We start from the raw sequence: 15,003 nt of genomic DNA, 5'->3' as shown, positions 1-15,003 counted from the left end.
GGGGAAGGAGAAGGATCTGGAGGCTAGGGAAAATCAGGGTTGCGATCGCAGAGTATTTTAGAAGGGAGAATCAATCCCACAAGTGAGAATTTCGGTGAATTTCTGATTTATTTTAGCGGCTGCATCACAAGGCGCGATCCCCGTGAGAGATTTGCTCTGCGAATCGCGTTTTTTACACCTGCCCAGGGTCAATACCCACCTCTCGAAGTCTTTCTGCTAAGCCTTCTGCGCGTTGCTTGATAGCGATACGATGACGATTACTTTCCAATGCTCCATCATCAAAAATCAAGTCTGTGAGCGGCATTGGAGGTGCCCAATCCTCAACCTCCGCTGTTTGAGACATCGCCTGCAACTCGGTGAAAATCTCCATTCTGCCTCCCCAAGAATAGTGAGCAATTCAAAATTGGGAACTTGCACTATGAGCCACTTTAAACTTCTTTTTGTCTGGCTAATGTGTCCGTTATCCTACTCTGCCACACTTTCTTTACGGCTATCTTTCATCTCGATTTGACAGGGGATTGATTAAGTCACTTAACCCTTCTCCCAAAAGGGATAGCCCGGTCACCATGAGGGTCATTGCCAAACCAGGGAACAACGTTGTCCACCAAATGCCGCCCGTAGAAAGTCCATCTAATGCTTGTTTCAGGTCATAGCCCCACTCTGGCGTTTCCTCTGGCAAGCCTAAACCAAGGAAGCCCAAACCGCCCAAGATTAAAATGGCATCAGCTGCATTGAGTGTAAACAGCACTGGAACGCTCTGCACCACATTAAGGAATAAGTAGCGAGTCAACAAATGCCAAGTGGAAGCTCCCATTGCCTGGGCTGCCTCAACAAATAGTTCATTTTTGACGGCAATCGTTTGGTTGCGAACCAGCCGATAGTACTGGGGAATATAGGCAATGCTGAGGGCGATCGCGGCATTCAACACTCCGCGTCCCACGACAAACGCCAGGGTCACGGATAGCAGCAATCCAGGTAGCGTGTAGATTGTATCCATTAAAAACAATAGGAGCCGATCCAGGTTGCCGCCTAAGTAGCCGCTCATCATACCCAAGGGAATGCCAATCACCAACCCCAGTAGTGTCGCCAAAATCAACACTTGCCAAGCTGCCTGAGTGCCAAACACCGTGCGTGAAAAAACGTCGTAGCCGAGTTGCGTGGTGCCAAACCAATGCTGCCAGGATGGAGCTTGTTGGGGAGCATTATCCAAAAACTCCGTGGGATCTTGCAGCCAGTCGATCCCTTGTAATAGCGGAGCGATTAACGCCAACGCTAGGAAAAACAAAGTCATCAGCAAGCCAATTTGAGTCAGCCGCAGAGACAGACTGGCAGAATTAGGTTTAAAGAGACGGGCGATCGAAGAACTCAGAGCCATAGAAAACAGAGGATGAGAATAAACGTGTAAACCGCTGATGAATCAGCCGTACTGCTATGGATAAGATTTGTGCTTCCAACTCCACCATTTCAGCAGTTCAGGATCTGGGTTTTCGGTAGAGGCATAGTAAACCGCGCACCGAAGCACATACAGCATACAGCGATCGACGGGTTTACCTTCATAGTCACAAACTTGCTGATACAAAACCTCTGGGTCTTGGTTTTGCAACTCTTGCACACGATGAATTCCTAAGTTGTTCAAGTCCTCGGCGATCGCCTTGCCGACTCCTGGAATCTGCTCTAATTCGCTTCGTTTTTTCATCCTGATCTGAAAAAATTTATCCGACCTGCATAATCTTGAGTTGTTCAATCGTAAAGGTCAATAAGCCCCTAGAAGCCCCCAAGGAATTGACCACCATGAACACCATTACAAAACTAACCCTTAACGCCTTGATGATTGTTGTCGTGATTTCTCCTTTAGTGAGTGTTGCCTTTTCATCTTCCCCAGAAGCAGCTTCCGCTCGTGGTAGCGGCAAACCCGGACGCTTGGAAACGGGCGGATCACGGGCGGTGCCCCAGAGTTTCATCCAAGAACTTAAAAGCTAGTAGGCTACATGCTCGCAAGAAGAAATGAACCTACCCAATACTGACAAATTGCAAAAGAATGAAAGCTTATTGACTCGCTGGTTGTGAGTTGATTGGTTGTGGATTGATTAGCTGTGGATTATTTGGAGTGACTGGGTTAGAAGTAACATCACTAGATTGATTGATTGAGGCTGCACAGGCACTTGCTTGAAGAGTTGGAGCAGGCATATCGATAGTCACCGCTTTATAGCCTGCGGTGTTGAGCAACTGAGCGACAACAAATTTGGCGCGATCGCTAGCTTTTTGTAATAGACCTGCTTCACAGGCTGCTAGCATAATTTTTTGAAGCGCTTCTTGTTGCGCTCTTGCTTGTAAATCTGGCGCAACATCGGGTCCCAAGCCCAAGAAACCCCGGTTGTAGTCATAAACCTGAGATTTGGTCACATCAATTTTGCTATTTAAAATTTTGGGCGGCGGTAGCTGAATCTGAATCGTGTCACCGCTGGTTTGCACGCTTTGCTCGGTCAGTTGACTCAAATCAACTCCTGCTAGCACTTCGCCATAGGCAACATACAGCAGCTTGGTGGTGCCGATGGTAAAGCCGCTTACGGTCGCATCTTGCTCCGTAGGCACAACTGCTTGCATCGTGAAGGATGCGGTGGTCAATTCACTCGCTTCGCGCACTTTTTGGATCATGATTGAGCGCACATCCACCTTTGGCAGAGGTTGGGGTGGATTGATTAAGGTATTGAAGGCAGATAGTAAGCGATCGCTCCAGTGCCACTGACTAAATCCAATCAGCAATGCGGCAGTCACAGCGCCTCCCGACAGCATCCAGAGCAAGCCGCCAAACCAACTGCCTCTACGGTGATAGTGATGATCGTCCTGTCTCACGCTGCACTAATGGTTGACGACTCAAGCCGAAGCAATTATCAGTTACAATGTACTACTTTAGCAGCCAACCGAAATAGTTACCTTGGGTTACCACAAAAAATTCCATGAAAAAAGCCCCTGGGCGTCTGTCCGTGTTTCGACTCCAAGGGCTTCTTTCTTTCGATTAACTCCTCACATCGATATATTCCTACGGATCCTTGGAAATGTCTAGCCCCTTGTGCCAGATTGGCGAGTGGAACTAGGTGAACTGACAAGTTGGCGCTTGCTAGGGCGCTCCAGCAGCCTTAAATACTGTGAAACACCACGACGGGCTATATGATTGGCTTCCCTACTCTTTATGCCATTCACAACCAACCATGGATATGACTACTGGGGAAAATCTTGCTTCTGAGTCAGGCACTCGCTCTTTTCGTCCTCAGCCTCATTCGCTGGACTCTGTTCTTCATCAACTCCACTCAAAATATCAATTTTTACAATCAGGCAACTTGGCAACCTACATTCCAGAACTGGCAAAAATGGACCCCAACTGGTTCAGTATTTGTGTCATGACCACAGATGGGAAATTGTTTGAAGTAGGAGACTCTCGCCAGCTATTTACCATCCAATCCATTTCTAAGGTGTTTGTGCATGGATTGGCGTTGGAAGATCATGGACGCGATCGCGTGTTGTCGAAAGTGGGCGTAGAACCAACAGGTGATGCGTTTAACGCCATTATTTTAGATGAGCAGTCAAAGCGTCCTTATAACCCAATGGTGAATGCAGGCGCGATCGCGACCACCAGCTTAATCAAAGGCAAAGGAGCTACCGAACGCCTCAACCGCCTGTTGGAAATGTTTGAACGCTACATCGGACATGAAACCTTCATTGATATGCCAACTTTCATGTCTGAGCGCACAACGGGACATCGGAATCGGGCAATGGCACACCTGATGCTGAACTTTGGCATGATTGACGAAAAAATTGACGAAGCGTTAGATCTTTACTTTCAACAATGCTCCCTCATGGTGAACTGCTGCGATTTGGCAACAATGGCGGCCACGTTAGCCAATCGCGGTCAAAATCCCTTGACTGGGACGCAAGCGGTGCCTGCTTGCTATGTTCGGGATATGTTGAGTGTGATGTATGCCTGTGGCATGTATAACTATTCCGGCGAATGGGCTTACCGCGTGGGACTGCCAGCAAAAAGCGGAGTGAGCGGCGGAGTGATTGTGGTCGTTCCGGGTCGGATGGGCATCGGCATCTTCTCCCCACCCTTGGATGAGCGCAGCAACAGTGTGCGCGGCGTAAAAGTTTGCGAGGATTTATCTCAGCTTCTAGGGTTGCACCTGTTTAACTGTGCTGAAACCGAAGGCTAGGAAATTGCTCAATCGATAGGGGGCAACTTCAGGGATAATTTCTTTAGTTTCTGGTGCGTGTTTCAAATGGCTCAAGCAAATCCCGTTTATCCGGTTATCTGGCACAACGACCATGTGCGCCTAATTGATCAAACTCGCCTGCCCAACGAATATGGCAGCGCGGAGATCCGCCATTCTGAAGAGATGGCAGTGGCGATTGAAACGATGATTGTGCGCGGTGCCCCGGCAATTGGCGTGGCAGCAGCCTATGGCGTGTATTTAGGCGCAGGAGAAATTGAAACGGGCGATCGCGGCGAATTTTTGGCTCAGTTAGAGAAAGTAGCTGAACGCCTCCGAGCCACTCGACCCACCGCGGTCAACCTGTTTTGGGCGATTGACCAAATGATGAAAGTTGCCTACCACACCGAAGGCTCCGTCGATAAGATCAGAACTCTCCTGCTGGAAACAGCGCGCACTATCAACGCAGACGATATTCGTACCTGTCAACAAATTGGCGACCATGGATTGAGCATTTTGCCTTCCGCTCCGGCAAAACTACGAATTTTGACTCACTGCAATGCTGGCGCTTTGGCAACGGCGGGCTATGGCACTGCTCTCGGCGTGGTGCGATCGGCGTGGACAGCAGAACGGTTAGAGCGAGTGTATGCCGATGAAACCCGTCCTCGCTTGCAAGGCGCAAAGCTGACTGCCTGGGAATGCGTCCAGGAAGGGATTCCCGTTACAGTGATCACCGACAACATGGCAGCACACTGCATGAAGCTCGGCATGATTGACCTGGTAGTGGTGGGAGCCGATCGCATTGCGGCAAATGGCGATGCGGCAAACAAAATCGGCACCTACAGCCTGTCGCTCGTTGCCAAAGCCCACAACATCCCGTTTTACGTCGCGGCTCCCCTATCCACCATCGATTTCGCGATCGCCGACGGCTCCCAAATTCCGATCGAAGAGCGCAACCCCAGCGAAGTTTACCAAATTGGCGACACCACCCTCTGCCCCGCCGGAGCCGAGTTCTACAATCCCGCCTTTGATGTCACTCCCGCCGAATTGATCACCGCAATTATTACCGAACATGGCGCGATCGCTCCGGGTGAACTGAGCGATCGACTAAAAGCAAAATCGGCTGCTTAGCACAGATGCATCGCTGCAATAGCCTGATTAGCTGCTTGAGTTTGAGCGGTTCGAGCGCAGACTAACCGCACTATTCAAAATCTTTTAGGGAATGTGCGATGGCAGTAAATTTGGATATCTTCAAAACCCAATATCTACAACATGACGTTTCGGCTCAGATCGGTCGGTTGGTTGAAAACCTAACTCAAATCAAAGCAGTGGCTCAAGCAGGTACAGAGGAGAAGCTTGCTCAAGACCTGATTCGAGAAAGCCAGTTTTTTGTTGAGTGGATAGTTTCCAGCCTTAACCTGGATACAAACCTAGATTTAGCCAGCGAATTGGTTGAACTGCAACGCCAGTTGAGTCGATGGAAACTCCACTGGTCAAAGCTCTGGTTAAGCTCAGGGGATCGCTTGCAAATTGCTAGATGCTCTCAAGAGTGGAGCGATCGCTTGTTTAAATCACATATGCGTTGAAAAAGGAGATGCACCACGGTGTGGAGAAGGAAGATAGCTTTTCCAATATTGAACTTTGAAATTCAGATTAGTGAATAATCAAGAACTTCAAAATGAGTCTAACCAACGAAAGAGTTTTTCTGCTGAATCCCACCATCGTTGGAGAATCTCCTCACTAATCTCATACTCTTTTCCAGTATCATCTTTGAATTTAGGTTCACCTCGATGAGCAACTTTGTTTCGACACCTAAATAGATGATCAATATCTATATAAGCATTCTTGTCAAAATCCTTGAAGCTTTGACCAATGACCTGCACTGCGACTCCAGTTATCAAATCTAGAACTTTGACATTTACACGTCCTTTATCCTCAAGATACTCGAATGCCAGCCCTGCGCGACTAGCTTCTCCAAAAAATGATTGTTTCGTAGCAAGCTCGCAGGCAATAGCTAGCTCTAGTACAGCTCGACGCAGATTTCCGTTGAAAACTGAAGCTTGGGACTCCGAAAGAATTTCTTCATAGAAACGAAATTTAACCTGATTAGCCAAAGCTTTAAGAAGTTGTTGATCGTGCTTTTTCTCAAATTTCTTGATTCCAAATCCTTTTGAACCGATTCCTGGAACGGGTTTTACTACTCATACTTGGCGAGCTTTTCCAACTTCGTTTCCATCTTCATCTAGCCATCTTGGGTTTTGAACATCTTGGTGAAGCTCATCTATAGTTTTTAGAAGTGGATGTCTCAGCTTATATTTAAAGAAAAGAATTGCTTGATTCAGTACATTAACCGCTACGTCTGTACTCTGGCAATCTAGCTTCAAAGTAGGGCGTTTGAACTGTGTATTCCCTTATTCCCTTTGTTATTAATACTGATGGTGGGGCTTCAGTTTCACTGCGTGATACGGAAATTCTTATTTGGTCTGAAGGATGCGTAAAATGTCGCTCTGTCTTGTGCTTTGAGCCAGTACCTCTCTCAGGAATGATCTCCAGTTCTACATCAAAACCATCGATTGTAATTTGATATCGAAGCTTGTCATTTGATGACCTTTTTGTAACCAAAATTCCCGGTATTTCAACTTGAAATTCAGCTACTAAACATCGCGTGCTTGATCTAGTGTTACCCATATCAATCTATCAACAAGCTACAGTCGAGAATGATCCATGTATAGCCCAAATCGTTTCAATATTAAAAAATCCCCTATCGTGAGGCAGGGAATTTTTTAGTGAGTTAGCAAGTCGGCGTTAGCCAAACTTACCAGCAGTCGAAGTAATCACAAATGTAGCGTAAGTCAACACATACCCAACAGCAAAGTGAACCCTTTCAGCTAACTGAGGCAAAGTTGGCAGAGGATTGGGCAAATGCTTAATGTGAAATCACATTAAGCAATCTTTGAGGCTGTAGGCAACTTGCTCTTGCTGATCGGGGCGAAGTTCTGGAAACATCGGCAAAGACAGGACTTCTTGAGAAGCTTGTTCGCTATTGGGCAACTGACCCCGTTGATAGCCCAAGTCTTTGTAAGCGGCTTGCAAATGTAAGCAAAGCGGATAGTAGACCATTGACAGGACATTTTTTTCTTGTAGACGGCTTCGTAGAGTATCGCGGAAGGGTTCAGGGTTCTCTGACTCAGATTGCTGAGTGACGCGAATCGTATATTGATTCCAAACGCTTTTCCCGCCAGGGATTTCTTGAGGTAAAACGATGCCTGGAACCAGGCTCAAAAGTTGCTGATAGCGATCGCTGATTGCTTGACGTTGCTGATTCCACTGGTCTAGATAACGGAGTTTAATTTGCAAGATAGCCGCTTGCACTGCATCTAAACGGCTGTTTACGCCTAATTCTTCGTAATAGTAAGCCCCTTGACGACCGTGATCCCGCAAACGACGCAAGCGATCGCGAAGGGCTACATCATTCGTGGTAATTGCCCCGCCATCGCCACAAGCGCCCAAGTTTTTAGTGGGATAAAAGCTGAAACAGCCAATATGCCCAATGCTGCCAACCCGTTTGTCTTGCCACTCTGCTCCCGTAGATTGAGCACAGTCTTCCACGACAAACAAATTATGGGCTTGAGCGATCGCCATCAGGCGAGTCATATTCGTTGGCTGCCCAAATAAATGGACGGGAATAATCGCGCGAGTGCGATCGGTGATTGCCGCTTCAACTTGATTCAAATCGAGATTGAAAGTGTCTAACTCAATATCAGCAAACACAGGCGTTGCGCCAACTGCACTAATTACCTCAGCCGTCGCAACAAACGTAAAGGGTGTGGTGATGACTTCATCCCCTGAGCCGATTCCTAAGGCTCTTAGCGCTAGAAACAGAGCGTCTGTGCCGGAGTTGCAACTCACGCAGTCTGATGTGCCGATGTAGCTGGCAAACTGTTGTTCAAACTCTTCCACAACAGAGCCGCCAATATACCGTCCCGAAGCCAGCACTTCTAAAACAGCAGCATTAATTGTTTCGCCAATCAGCTTGAATTGTTCTGATAAATCAAAGGGTGGAATCTTGTTCACTCACCGACACCGTAAGTTTAGTCACCAATCAAACTAGATTATGTCCTGAAATGGAACCTTTTTGGCTTGACGCATACGGAATCAAAGTTGTTCTCCATAATCTTTCTAAGAATTGCCCTGTTAAAACTCAGCTAAAAACCATCAAAAAAGAGCCAGAAGAATTAAGCACTGGGGCTTCGTCTTCTGGCTCTTATGTCGATTGAGATTGATTAGGATGCCGATTGAGGGCTAGGGCTATGAAGACCTTGGTCAGGCTCAACGCATTTCCATTTGCCATCTTCACCACGAACATAGCGATCGCTGTGTTCGATGGTTTGCCATGCTGTTTGAGTCGCTGCTTCGCGATCGCTGTTTCCTTCAAAGATGGCATTGTAAGCAGCAACAAAAGCCATTTGGGCATCTTTAGGCAATGCTTGAACATCCTGTGGTAAAGAATCAATGGTTAAGAACCCTTCTCCCTGCCACTGGGGGTTGTCGATTTCTGCCTGGTCTTCTCGCTGATCCTCAGGAGACATAATCACATCTGTGGTCGTGCCTTCAGTTTCCTGCTTCTTTTGAAGCGTATCTGGTGTATTTGGTTGATTCATAAGAAGCCTCAAACTGTAATTTTCAGATTTCTGTAGTAATCGTAAAAATTTGATGCATTACTTTCCTCTTTCAAATGAGAGAGAAAAAGATAACGCCACAATTTGAATGAGTCGCTGAGCGCATTAGCTCTTCTCTGGGGATCTAAAGCGGCGTACTGGTTTTACAGAAGCGGCTGAGCCAAAGGGTTGACGGCTAATCTGCTGAAAGACTTGATTTGCAACAGGTGCATCCAAAATCAAACACCATACGTTGGGTTTACCGTAATATTGGCAGCGCTTTCCAACCTTGGTAGATGGCAAGCTGACCGTTTGAAGATATTGCTGAAAGGCACTGCGCTGGCTGGAAGAAAGCTGGGTTTGATCCACCATCACCATTTGCAAGACTTCGTTTGACTGCGCTTTTGGTGTGGCGGATTGAACGATAGCCATGGGCACCATTCCTGCGATCGCACCGATTGAAATCAAAGAGAATACTGGGTGAGACATTGCGGCTTCCTGTGATAGTTGAACTAATGCTAAAGAGTTCTGACTCAAGAACTTAGTTCAAATGTACTATTTTAGGCAAGCATATTTTCTGAGCGGTGGATTGTCAATCCGTAAGGGGGCGATCGCGTGGTCTAAAATACACCGAGCTTCCGCGAACGCATTAAAAAAGCAGGCACCGTTAAATTTGGATGCCTGCTGATTAAATTGAAGCTATGGGCAGAGCGAGACTCGAACTCGCACGAATTTCTTCGCCGCATTTTGAGTGCGGTGCGTCTACCAATTCCGCCACCCGCCCAAGATTTGCTTATTGAGTATATCAGGTAAACCAGATGTGAAGCAAATCTTTCAGCAAATGTAAGTTGGATGGAACAGGCTTATGGCAGCAGGTTTTTGAAGATAGCTCTGAAACCTGAAAACCCTTAGACAGGCAGCAGCAGTTTTGCGAGGAAGCCGATGAGTGCCCCCGCCAGCACTAACCAGGCGGAATTAATTTTGAACCGAAAGACCGCGATCGCGCTCAGAATTGCGACAGTAACCGTGACCCAATCCACTAAAGCGGTGCGTGCCAAAACATAGGTGACTCCTGCCATCAGCCCCATGGATGCAGCATTCACTCCATCCAAGAAGTCACTTGCCCAGGGAGATTGGCGCAGTTTTGGAACCCAAGGATTAATCAGTGCCACCAATATGAAGGCAGGCAGAAAGATGCCAACTGTTGCCGCGATCGCGCCGCTGTTGCCTGCGAGCAAATAGCCGATGAACGTTGCCGTTGTAAACACCGGACCCGGCGTGAATTGCCCAATGGCGATCGCGTCTAACAATTGTTGAGAAGTCAACCAGTGCCGTTCCTGCACTAACCCATTTTGCAAAAATGCCAGCAACACATAGCCACTGCCATAGAGTACAGAGCCAACTTTGAGAAAAAACAAAAAGACGCTCAATCCAGTCGGGGCGGGCACTGCTGGAACGGTCGTCACCTGCGTGATCGCACCCACTGGCACCATCCATGCTCCCATAGCACCCAGGTTACGGCGACGCTGCCAATTCTTAAACAGCATCACGGCAAGTCCACCCAATAGCAGCAGCAAGATTTCGTTGACATTCAAGAAATAGGCAATGGTGACCGCAATCGCAGCAATCACTGTGGGCGTATCTTTCAATGCCTTTTTGCCCAACTTCCACACTGCCTGCACCACGATCGCCACGATTACCGCCTTAATGCCATAGAGCAACCAGCCCACCTGCGGAATTGCCTGAGTCTGGACATAGATCGCCGCCAACCCCCAAACAATCAGCATTGCAGGCAAAATGAAGCAGACACCCGCGATCGCCAATCCCCATAATCCGCCACGCTCATAGCCAATGTGAATCGCCAGTTCAGTCGAGTTTGGTCCCGGAATCAAGTTGGTGATGCCCAATAAATCCAACAGCTTTTCGCGGCTCATCCACTGCCGCCGCTCTACAACTTCTTCATCCATCATGGAGATGTGAGCAGCCGGTCCACCAAAGGCGATCGCGCCCAATCTTAAAAAAACCACCGCCAGTTCTTTAAGGCGCTGCCGCTGATGGTGAGGAGAAAGCTGAGAATAGGCATCTTGTTCCATAGGGCGGGTGAAAGGCTAAATTTGCCCACTGAGCCTATCAAACCGAAAATTTTTAATAAAGTGTTTTGGATACAAAGTCTTAGGGCATCCAATTTGCCTGTACGCTGTACCCTAGGTTTTGGACTTAATATGATGCTCTCTCCCGATGGGAAAGAGCTAGGGTGAGAGCATTAAAATCCTTTTGGAGGCGCTTATGTTTGGTTTGGGTTGGCCTGAAGTCGTTATTATTGGCGTGGTAGCCGTGCTGATTTTTGGTCCGAAAAAGATCCCCGAACTGGGTGGCACGATTGGCAAAACCCTCCGGGGATTTAAAGAGGAAATGAGTAAGCCAGAGGACGAAGACCTCGATCTCGAGGAGAATGATCGCTAACTCGCTCTAACAAAAAAATCATCACCGATAGGGTGTTTAACAATTCCGTTACACTAAAGCTGACAGACATGGCATGATTTATGGCTCTCTTTTCGCTGCGATCGCTCAAAAAAGACTTTGGCATTAAGGAAATTCTGCGGGATGCCAGTTTCAGCCTGGATGAAGGCGATAAGGTTGGGCTAATTGGTACCAACGGCTCCGGCAAATCCACCTTGCTGAAAATGATCGCCGGATTGGAGCCGATCGACGGCGGCGAACTGTGGGTCAACTCCAGCGCCAAAATTATTTACCTGCCGCAGCAGCCTGATTTGGATGACAGCCTCACCGTCTTAGAGCAAGTGTTTGCTGACAGTGGCGAACAGCTAGCACTGGTGAAGCAGTATGAAGCCATTTCAGACAAGCTGGCCCATGGCGACGGTGATACCGACCTGCTGTTGTCAAAACTATCCAGTGTGTCAGAACGCATGGATACTTTGGGCGCATGGGAACTAGAAACCAACGCCAAAGCCATTTTGACCAAGCTGGGGATTCACGATTTTGAAGCAAAGATTGGCGGTTTGTCCGGTGGATATCGGAAACGGATTGCGATCGCCACTGCGCTTCTATCCGAACCAGATGTGCTGCTGATGGATGAGCCAACCAACCACTTGGATGCCCTCTCGGTGGAATGGCTGCAAAGCTACCTGAATCGATTTCGTGGGGCGTTGCTGTTGATCACCCACGATCGCTACTTTTTGGATCGAGTCACCAACCGCATCATCGAAATCGATCGCGCCGATTTGTTCTCCTATGCTGGCAACTATGCCTATTACCTGGAGAAAAAAGCCCTTGAGGAAGATTCTGCTGCCAGCACCCAGCGTAAACATACTGGAGTCTTACGGCGCGAGTTGGAATGGCTAAAACGGGGACCCAAAGCCCGTAGCACCAAACAAAAAGCCCGCATCGATCGCATCCGCGAGATGCAAGATCAAGAGTTTAAGCAGACGACTGGCAAAGTGGATATCACCACTGTGGGGCGGCGGATTGGCAAAAAGGTCATTGAGTTAGCGAATATCTGCAAAGCCTACGGCGATCGCACCTTAATCAAAGACTTCACCCACCTCTTCACCCCCGAAGACCGGATTGGCATCATTGGCAGCAATGGAGCCGGAAAATCGACTCTGATGGATATCATCACCGGGCGCATTCCACCCGATTCTGGCACCGTAGAAATTGGCACCACGATTCACATTGGCTACTTCGATCAGCATTCCGAAGATGTGGGCATGAACGACAGCCAACGGGTGATCGAATATCTCAAAAACGTCGCTGAACTGGTCAAAACCTCCGACGGCAGCGTCATCACTGCCTCTCAAATGCTGGAGCGCTTTCTGTTCCCCCCCGATCAGCAATATGCCCCGATCGCCAAACTCTCCGGCGGCGAAAAACGGCGGTTATTTTTGCTCAAGGTGCTGATGGAAGCGCCCAACGTGCTGATTTTGGATGAACCGACCAACGATCTAGACGTACAAACCCTGGCAGTCCTCGAAGAATATCTCGAAGACTTCAACGGCTGCGTCATTGTCGTTTCCCACGATCGCTACTTCCTCGATCGCACCGTCGAAACCATCTTCGCCTTTGAACCCAACGGCACTCTCAAACAATATCCCGGCAACTACTCCGTTTATTTAGACTTCAAAAAAGAAGAAACAGACGACAAAAAGCAGGCGGAGGCAGGAGTTCAAAAAGCAAAAAAGCAAAGCGCCGCTAACGAGGATAAAACGCTTAATACTTCAAGTCCGCACTCGGCACCCCGCACCCCAAACTCTTCATCAAAGAAGCCCTCCTTCAAAGAAAAGCGTGAGTACGAAACCTTAGAGGCAAAAATTCCTCAGCTAGAAATTGAAAAAGCAGAGATTGAAAAAGTGCTGTATGGCGGCGCGAATGGCGGCTTTGTCGATATCCGCAAACTAAGCGATCGCTTGGCAGAAGTCACCAAAGAAATTGACAAGTCAACCGAGCGCTGGATGGAACTAGCAGAAATCATTGGCTAAGGTTTTTACGCTTCCCCTGCATAATTTCCTTGTCGTAAACACTTGCTAGATGGTGCGGTAGGCAGTAATCTTATTACCGCCTACCGCAGGCTTCAGTTTCATCGACACACAACCACTACGACATCACATCAGCATCTAAGCAAGGCATAGTTCTTGAAAGAATGTCGGATACACGCGTAATCTCCGCCAATCAGTTCATAACGTGGGTCATTGCCATATTCAGCCAGAAACTCCTCGAATGTCAGAGTTTTGGATGGGTATAAGTCATCAATAACCTTACTTTGCTGTAAGCACTTACCCAGAATTATAAAGAAGCTGCAAAGAATCGCAAGCAAACTCGTGTTTCTCCTGATCCTGCTGCAAATCCTTCGTACAAGTTGGAAGAAATACACGTGCTAGCAGAGCTGACAACTAGCGCTCGTGATGCTCATGCTTTGGAGTGGCATCCAGTCTTTCCGTCCCATGAGCGCGTATGGGTCAAGATGATTTGAAGTGATTTAAGAGTAAATCATGATGCAGATAAAGCCGACGATTCTGGTGACAGGCGGCGCGGGTTATATCGGTTCTCATACAGTTTTAGCGCTGAAGCAATCTGGTTACGAAGTAATTGTGTTAGACAATCTGGTGTATGGTCATCAGGACTTGGTTGACACGGCTTTAAAGGTCGAGCTGATTGTCGGTGATATTTGCGATCGGGCTGTGCTTGATCAAGTCTTTGAGACTCGACAAATTGCCGCAGTGATTCACTTTGCTGCCTATGCATATGTGGGTGAGTCGGTGGCGGAACCGCTGAAATATTATCACAACAATGTGTTAGGTACTTTGACCTTATTAGAGGCGATGTTGGCGGCAGGGGTGAAAACGTTTGTGTTTTCGTCTACCTGTGCCACCTACGGCATTCCTGACACGGTTCCTATTCCTGAGGAGGCTCTGCAACAACCGATTAATCCGTATGGAGCTTCTAAACTAATGGTGGAGCGTATTCTGGCGGATCTTGATCGCGCTTATGGGATGAGATCGGTATGCTTGCGCTATTTCAATGCGGCGGGAGCTGATCCAGAAGGGCTATTGGGGGAAGATCACACTCCAGAAACCCATCTGATTCCGTTGGTGTTGCAAACAGCAATGGGGCTAAGAGAGTCGGTGTCGATCTTTGGGACGGACTACCCAACACCGGATGGAAGTTGCGTTCGAGATTATATTCATGTGATGGATCTGGCAGCGGCGCACATTTTGGGATTGGAGTATTTGCTCAAGGGTGGCAAGAGCGATGTCTTTAACCTGGGAAATGGGCAGGGTTTTTCCGTCAAACAGGTGATTGAAACAGCACGGCAGGTGACTGGAGAATTGATCGCCGTAGTGGAATGCGATCGGCGTCTGGGAGATCCGCCTGTGCTAGTAGGAAGTGGTAAGAAGGCAAAGCGGGTGTTGGGCTGGCTGCCACAGTATGGGGAGTTAGAAATGATTTTGACTCATGCCTGGAGCTGGCATCAAATCCGGCATGGAGAGTTAGAACGCTAGCTGGGCTATGTAAAGCTCAGGAAAAGAGTGAGGAAGCAACCAGTAATCTTCCTGATTTTGTCACAGAGTTTTGGAATCAATTACTAGTAGTAAATTGAATACCTTAGAACACCTTCTAACTAG

16 protein-coding genes and 1 tRNA gene are annotated in these 15,003 nt (G+C 48.0%); 7 read left to right on the top strand and 10 right to left on the bottom strand.

The genetic code is table 11. The features are described from left to right. Positions 1–172: 172 nt before the first annotated feature. The 3 genes from JOY44_RS07120 to JOY44_RS07110 form a co-directional block, all read right to left on the bottom strand. Positions 173–370, bottom strand: a complete 198-nt coding sequence (locus tag JOY44_RS07120; protein WP_197985030.1) for a hypothetical protein — start codon at positions 368–370, stop codon at positions 173–175. Between the two features lie 120 nt (positions 371–490). Next, positions 491–1,375, bottom strand: a complete 885-nt coding sequence (locus JOY44_RS07115; protein ID WP_171572947.1) for an ABC transporter permease — start codon at positions 1,373–1,375, stop codon at positions 491–493. Between the two features lie 54 nt (positions 1,376–1,429). Next, positions 1,430–1,696 (bottom strand): helix-hairpin-helix domain-containing protein, encoded by a 267-nt coding sequence (locus JOY44_RS07110; RefSeq protein WP_171572946.1) that lies wholly within the window; start codon positions 1,694–1,696, stop codon positions 1,430–1,432. Between the two features lie 95 nt (positions 1,697–1,791). Here JOY44_RS07110 and JOY44_RS07105 point away from each other — a divergent pair, with 95 nt between their 5' ends. Continuing rightward, positions 1,792–1,980 carry a hypothetical protein gene (locus tag JOY44_RS07105; RefSeq protein WP_203031945.1) on the top strand — a complete coding sequence of 63 codons (189 nt, stop codon included), beginning with the start codon at positions 1,792–1,794 and terminating at the stop codon, positions 1,978–1,980. Between the two features lie 66 nt (positions 1,981–2,046). Here the strand turns inward: JOY44_RS07105 and JOY44_RS07100 are convergent, their stop codons facing one another. Then, entirely contained in the window at positions 2,047–2,853 is an 807-nt protein-coding gene (locus JOY44_RS07100) for a DUF4230 domain-containing protein (protein WP_197985029.1), read from the bottom strand. Positions 2,854–3,209: 356 nt separating this feature from the next. Between JOY44_RS07100 and glsA the strand changes: the two genes are divergently transcribed. The 3 genes from glsA to JOY44_RS07085 all read left to right on the top strand — a co-directional run bounded on the left by glsA (position 3,210) and on the right by JOY44_RS07085 (position 5,791). Beyond that, positions 3,210–4,208: a glutaminase A gene (glsA, locus tag JOY44_RS07095; RefSeq protein WP_197985028.1), complete on the top strand. Its 999-nt coding sequence runs from the start codon at positions 3,210–3,212 to the stop codon at positions 4,206–4,208. A gap of 66 nt (positions 4,209–4,274) precedes the next feature. Continuing rightward, positions 4,275–5,336, top strand: coding sequence for an S-methyl-5-thioribose-1-phosphate isomerase (gene mtnA / locus JOY44_RS07090; protein WP_171572944.1), 1,062 nt, complete (start codon positions 4,275–4,277; stop codon positions 5,334–5,336). A 98-nt stretch (positions 5,337–5,434) separates the two neighbouring features. Further along, entirely contained in the window at positions 5,435–5,791 is a 357-nt protein-coding gene (locus JOY44_RS07085; protein ID WP_171572943.1) for a hypothetical protein, read from the top strand. An 87-nt stretch (positions 5,792–5,878) separates the two neighbouring features. On the opposite strand, the gene JOY44_RS07080 is transcribed toward JOY44_RS07085, so the two are convergent. The 6 genes from JOY44_RS07080 to JOY44_RS07055 all read right to left on the bottom strand — a co-directional run bounded on the left by JOY44_RS07080 (position 5,879) and on the right by JOY44_RS07055 (position 10,956). Next, positions 5,879–6,319, bottom strand: a complete 441-nt coding sequence (locus tag JOY44_RS07080; RefSeq protein WP_171572942.1) for a hypothetical protein — start codon at positions 6,317–6,319, stop codon at positions 5,879–5,881. Positions 6,320–7,142: 823 nt separating this feature from the next. After that, positions 7,143–8,279: a DegT/DnrJ/EryC1/StrS family aminotransferase gene (locus JOY44_RS07075; protein WP_171572941.1), complete on the bottom strand. Its 1,137-nt coding sequence runs from the start codon at positions 8,277–8,279 to the stop codon at positions 7,143–7,145. Between the two features lie 209 nt (positions 8,280–8,488). Next, a complete protein-coding gene (locus JOY44_RS07070) occupies positions 8,489–8,866 on the bottom strand; it encodes a ChaB family protein (RefSeq protein ID WP_171572940.1) in 378 nt (125 codons plus the stop codon). A gap of 123 nt (positions 8,867–8,989) precedes the next feature. Next, the gene (locus JOY44_RS07065) at positions 8,990–9,352 is read right to left on the bottom strand and encodes a hypothetical protein (RefSeq protein ID WP_171572939.1); all 363 of its coding nucleotides are present in this window, start codon (positions 9,350–9,352) and stop codon (positions 8,990–8,992) included. Between the two features lie 213 nt (positions 9,353–9,565). Further along, positions 9,566–9,647, bottom strand: a tRNA-Leu gene (locus tag JOY44_RS07060). Positions 9,648–9,771: 124 nt separating this feature from the next. Then, the gene (locus JOY44_RS07055) at positions 9,772–10,956 is read right to left on the bottom strand and encodes a chromate transporter (protein ID WP_171572938.1); all 1,185 of its coding nucleotides are present in this window, start codon (positions 10,954–10,956) and stop codon (positions 9,772–9,774) included. 193 nt (positions 10,957–11,149) lie between these two features. Between JOY44_RS07055 and tatA the strand changes: the two genes are divergently transcribed. From tatA to galE, 3 genes are all read left to right on the top strand, one after another. Beyond that, a complete protein-coding gene (gene tatA / locus JOY44_RS07050; RefSeq protein ID WP_171573752.1) occupies positions 11,150–11,326 on the top strand; it encodes a twin-arginine translocase TatA/TatE family subunit in 177 nt (58 codons plus the stop codon). A gap of 80 nt (positions 11,327–11,406) precedes the next feature. Then, complete coding sequence (locus JOY44_RS07045) at positions 11,407–13,359, top strand: ABC-F family ATP-binding cassette domain-containing protein (protein ID WP_171572937.1); 1,953 nt, start codon at positions 11,407–11,409, stop codon at positions 13,357–13,359. 510 nt (positions 13,360–13,869) lie between these two features. After that, entirely contained in the window at positions 13,870–14,880 is a 1,011-nt protein-coding gene (gene galE / locus JOY44_RS07040; protein ID WP_171572936.1) for a UDP-glucose 4-epimerase GalE, read from the top strand. The last annotated feature ends 123 nt before the right edge of the window (positions 14,881–15,003 follow it).

Source organism: Leptolyngbya sp. Cla-17 (assembly GCF_016807185.1).
GTDB lineage: Bacteria > Cyanobacteriota > Cyanobacteriia > Leptolyngbyales > Leptolyngbyaceae > ULC077BIN1.
Note: the sequence above shows the minus strand (reverse complement) of the source record. Positions and strands in the feature narration are given on the sequence as shown.